Origin of the sequence: Pseudoalteromonas sp. AS84, from assembly GCF_038900255.1 — a bacterium.
Taxonomy (GTDB): domain Bacteria; phylum Pseudomonadota; class Gammaproteobacteria; order Enterobacterales; family Alteromonadaceae; genus Pseudoalteromonas.
Genome location: NZ_JBBMQY010000041.1, coordinates 1 through 4,589 on the forward strand (window position 1 = coordinate 1; position 4,589 = coordinate 4,589).

The following is a 4,589-nucleotide window of genomic DNA, read 5'->3' on the forward strand; positions in this document are numbered from 1 at the left end:
CCATCAAAGGTTATAAATGTGCCATCAAGTGTGAGTACGTTAGTGGCGGTAATATCAACATTGCCTTGGCTGTCGAGCTTTATCTCGCCGCCCGCGTTGTGAATAACTCACTTAACTACCTTTTTGCACAAAGAGAAAAGAATGAGAAGTAAATGAGGGGGTAACCATAAAAAGCAGCCATTGTATGGAAGGTTAGGCGCTAATTTTTAGCGCCTAGCTTCACAACATCCGTGTTGTTAAAGAGCGGGTTAAATTAATACTGAACGTGTTGGAACAGCGGCGATTACTTCTTCATCGTTATTATCGCGCTCAAAGTTTAAGTTAAACTGACCTTGACGAGTGATAGTAAAAATAGCTCGTTGCCAATCTTCCACTTCATTTTTAATGGCGTGGTCAAATAACGTTTTAAACAACGCTGTTATGTTTTCAGATACAGCAATTGCATGCTGTGTTTCGTCATCTGCTTTTATAAAGTGGGCCTTGCATTCAGGTACATTGCTATTTTCGCAATCTAAAATGAGGAGTGCTTCATGCCATTGCTCATCAATTTACTTATGTATTCTTTAATATTAACAGCTTACTTTCTAACAATAAAACCTGACAATTGTTTTTCCACAGTTCATAATAGCTACTTAAATCTATATTAATTTCAAGTAATGGTGCAGCAATGTACCAACTTAAATAATAGTCATTATCGATCCCGAATAAGGCTTCAAAAAACGCAAATGTTACTTCATTATCATTTCTTTTTGAGTCTCTAATTAAGTCTCCGAACTCATCAAAAAGCCAATAATGCGGGATATCATCATCTATGTGAGACTCGAACTCAGTAGGCGTTACAAATTTAATTTCAAAATCATTTGTTGCACTTCGTAGCTCATCATCCAAGTTTTCTAATAAACTAACTTGTTCCAATATAAAGTTTTTGGCATGAGATACGATTGCTTCATCGCTAATACTAGTACTTCTTTTGACTTCTTTAATTGATAAAACGTTCTCTATTACTTGAGTTAGACTCTCTTGTTCTGGAAGGAATTGTGTCATCTGATTAATATTATTAATTATTCCTTCCTCATGAAATATATAAGTGAAATGGGATTTATCAAATTCTTGTGTACCTTGACAAAAGCATATCCAATCTTTAATTAAATTATCCATAAGTTCTCGCTTTTTTATTTAGGTAATGTTCTGGCCAACTTAAACTGGATACTCTAATTTGATAATTTCAAATTCTACAGACGATAGAATATTATTCGCTGAATGTAGACGCACTAAGTTGTAATATATTTGGCTTTGCATTCAAGTACATTGTTATTCTCGCAATCTAAAATAAGCTGAGCTTCAAGCCAAGGCTCTTTTATTTGCTGATAAAGGTATTGACCTAGGTGTTGCTGGGTGTTTTCTATATCGAGTTGCATATACTATCCTTAGTATTATAAATAAATTTTGAATTAACTGATCAAGCATAAAGTTTATGGATATTTGCTAGCTTAGAAACATCGTATCAAGGAATTCTTGGAAGTTATTAAAAGCTTCGTAAAAAACAGGCGATAATTCATCCGATTCATTATGATCCCATATTACTACTTTAGGGTTTGTTGTATCCCTCTTGAAGTCTAGGCATAAAAAATCACCGCCATAAAGATAAGCAAAAGGTAAAACCTCGGCCCCAACCAAGTCTTCGTTTGCTGTAAGCCTTTCCTCAATCTGAGCAATTACTACTTTAACTTCGTATTGCTTAAACTCATTACCGAGCTTTTCATCTTCTGAAACTATTAAAAACCTTTCCAATACGCGCTCTTCAGAGTTAATTTTTATAGTAGTTTCATCTGGGCATCCACCATTAAATTCTAAAATAAACTCCCTGTAGCTAATCGGTAAGTTAATATTAAAAAACATTTCTAATGAATCTAGCTCATCATGTGTAATTGAAACTCTTTTTTTTAAATTTAATTTTTTCATAGTTTTAAGGGGTTTATAATGTCAAGTTGCATAGGCTGTCCTTAGCTGTAGGTGCATGTATTATTAAATGGAGCATTTTTAAAAACTAAGAGTCTAAAAATGAGTTAGCAGAATCAATCTCTTTTTGTGCCATATTTGCATTGTCAGACTCTAGATTAGAGAGGAAGTTATCAAAATTAGCAGATGCTTCAAAAAATTCATTATTATTTTCGCTGCTTTCGTGATCCCAACAATAAACTTTCATATTTTCTTTATGGATACATAATTGGTCACCATTGTAGTGGTCAACTAATTTTGGCCACAGTTATAGAATCTTGGTATCTAACCTCAGATTCATTTGGTGCTAAACCTGCATTATAATGATGTGGTCTAACATTGTTGTAATATCCGTTGATATAATCACTCACACTATATTTAGCTTCTTCAAAGTTTTCATATCCAACTTTTGGCATCCACTCCGTTTTAAAGCTTCTAAAAAATCGTTCCATTGGCGCATTATCCCAACAATTTCCGCGCCGACTCATTGCTTTGTGTGATTTTATAGCGCCATAAACGTTGGCGATACTTCAAGCTTGTATAGTGGCTTCCTTGGTCTGAGTGAAACATCAGTCCTGTCGGTTTTCCTCTGCTTTCATACGCGAGTTCAAGCGCTTTTAGCGTTAAGTTAGTATCTGGCGACAATGACATTGCCCAACCAACGACTTTGCGTGCAAATAAATCAACAACGACTGCTAAATAAGCCCAGCGATTGCCTGTCCAAATATACGTTACATCACCGCGCCACATCGTATCCGACTCAACAACATCAAACTGCCTATCTAGAAAATTCGGGATTTCAAGGTGCTCATTACCACCGCGTTTATATTGATGTTGTGGTACTTGGCAGCTCTCTAGTTTTAGTTTAACCATCAGCTTAGCGGCGCGATAACGGCTTAATTCAAAACCGTTATTCGTTGCAATTGCTGCGATTGTCCGTGCCCCAGCCGAACCGTCACTCATTGCATGTATAACTTTAACTTCCGCTTCTAACCTTACTTGCTCTGGTGTCGATGTTGTATCCCGTATGACCCAATATTTATAGCTGCTGCGATGCACATTGAATACGCTACACAACACGCTAATTGGGTAACGCTCTCGTTGATTTAATTTCTCAATTAACGAGAATTGCTCAGGGAGTCGGACATTAAGAGAGCGGTAGCCTTTTTTAATATATCCTTTTCTAATTCAATGCGTTGGATTTGCTTTTTAAGTTCGCGGATTTCAATTTGTTCAGGCGTCATTGGTGAAGCCAATGGGGACTGGCCATTCCGTTCTTGCTTTAATTGAGTCACCCACTTACTTACAGTTGATTTACCAACACCCATAACCTTAGCTGCATCTTCTTGCGTGTAGCCTTGATCAACTACAAGCTGAGCTGTTTCTAATTTGATTGCAGCAGAATACGTTGCGCGTTTTAATTTCGTCATTTTTTCACCCAAATTTGTATGCTTATTAGCATAACATTTCTTTCTTAATGGGTGGCCAAATTAACTATGCCACTACAGGTTGCATGTGCTGTCCTTAGCGTCATTGAATCTATTCAAAAATATTTGCTGCTTTAAGTAAAGAGCTTATTGCCAAGGTTAAACTAGGGAAACTTTCTAGTTCTTCCCATGTGAAAGAGTCTACTATCTGAAATTGATTTACTTCAAAGTTATAAACCACTCTGGAACTGCTTTCATCACAAAAAGCCACGAAATTACGTAAAGATTCTTCCATATGAAATTCTTGATTGGCTTCAATAATTCCTGCTAAGTAATACGGTTCATTTTGTTCTTTAGCACTATAGAAATTTAATCCATTTACAGAAAAGCCATTTGATATCTTTAATAGATCTAAAAGTTCATTTGGAGGTTGGAAGTTGAAAGCTTGGGTGAAATGCGCATTAAAAGCTTTTAACTCATCTAAACTAATTGGTGTTAGAAGAAAACCTTCACCAAAATGAGTTTGTTCCTCTAAATCTTTCTCTATTAGGTAGTTAATTAATTCATTTACATTATTCATAGTTACCTCGGGTATACATTCCCTTTCGGAAATGGCCACTCTATTGATTTTACATCACCAATTTCTAGTCCATTAGTAGATCTTTTTTGAAAAGTAGTGAAAGCTGAGTGTTCTGGGCTATTTCTTATGAGTACTAGGTTGTTAAAGTCATTTGTTCCACCATCATCTAAAGGAAGTTTATGGTGAACTTGCCAGCCATTTGGTACACGTCCGGCCTTTAATTTTGCTATATCACTTGAAGAAACACCAAGTTTATCTAATTGGGATAATATATCTTTATCATCAGATAATTCTTCAAGAAATTTTTTGCGAACACCATTATCAAACTTACTTCGCAAAGCTTTGTACTCAGCTCTATCACGTTTTAAGTAATCAATTTTTCTAAATTCTACATTTTTGAGGAGTACATTTTTCCCTTTGTATGAACCAATAAACTCACCTTCAGCCCCTTTTAAGTCATTTCCTTTCGGCGCATCTAATTCATTCGCAACGCTCTTTTTAGGTTTGCCCACAATACCGGTGCTTTTCGGCGGCTCGAATTCATCAAGGGCTTTGTTTACGCGATTGCCAATTTCACTGGCTGC

The 4,589-nt window shown here is 36.0% G+C and carries 6 protein-coding genes and 2 pseudogenes; all 8 read right to left on the bottom strand.

Translation table 11 applies throughout. From position 1 onward, the window contains the following. Positions 1–248 precede the first annotated feature (248 nt). Positions 249–548 (bottom strand): immunity protein YezG family protein, encoded by a 300-nt coding sequence (locus WNY79_RS20610; protein WP_342876778.1) that lies wholly within the window; start codon positions 546–548, stop codon positions 249–251. A 4-nt stretch (positions 549–552) separates the two neighbouring features. Next, a complete protein-coding gene (locus tag WNY79_RS20615) occupies positions 553–1,158 on the bottom strand; it encodes a hypothetical protein (protein WP_342876773.1) in 606 nt (201 codons plus the stop codon). A 122-nt stretch (positions 1,159–1,280) separates the two neighbouring features. Beyond that, positions 1,281–1,418 (bottom strand): annotated as a pseudogene (locus WNY79_RS20620) (DUF600 domain-containing protein); the annotation flags it as partial. Positions 1,419–1,485: 67 nt separating this feature from the next. Next, positions 1,486–1,962, bottom strand: coding sequence for an SMI1/KNR4 family protein (locus tag WNY79_RS20625; RefSeq protein ID WP_342876774.1), 477 nt, complete (start codon positions 1,960–1,962; stop codon positions 1,486–1,488). An 85-nt stretch (positions 1,963–2,047) separates the two neighbouring features. After that, positions 2,048–2,206 (bottom strand): hypothetical protein, encoded by a 159-nt coding sequence (locus WNY79_RS20630; protein ID WP_342876775.1) that lies wholly within the window; start codon positions 2,204–2,206, stop codon positions 2,048–2,050. A gap of 40 nt (positions 2,207–2,246) precedes the next feature. Continuing rightward, positions 2,247–3,428: pseudogene (locus WNY79_RS20635) on the bottom strand (IS3 family transposase). A 109-nt stretch (positions 3,429–3,537) separates the two neighbouring features. Next, on the bottom strand, positions 3,538–4,005 hold the full coding sequence (locus WNY79_RS20640) for a YrhA family protein (RefSeq protein WP_342876776.1): 468 nt from the start codon (positions 4,003–4,005) through the stop codon (positions 3,538–3,540). A 2-nt stretch (positions 4,006–4,007) separates the two neighbouring features. Further along, positions 4,008–4,589 (bottom strand): HNH endonuclease signature motif containing protein (locus tag WNY79_RS20645; RefSeq protein WP_342876777.1); only part of this gene is annotated, 582 nt, incomplete at its 5' end.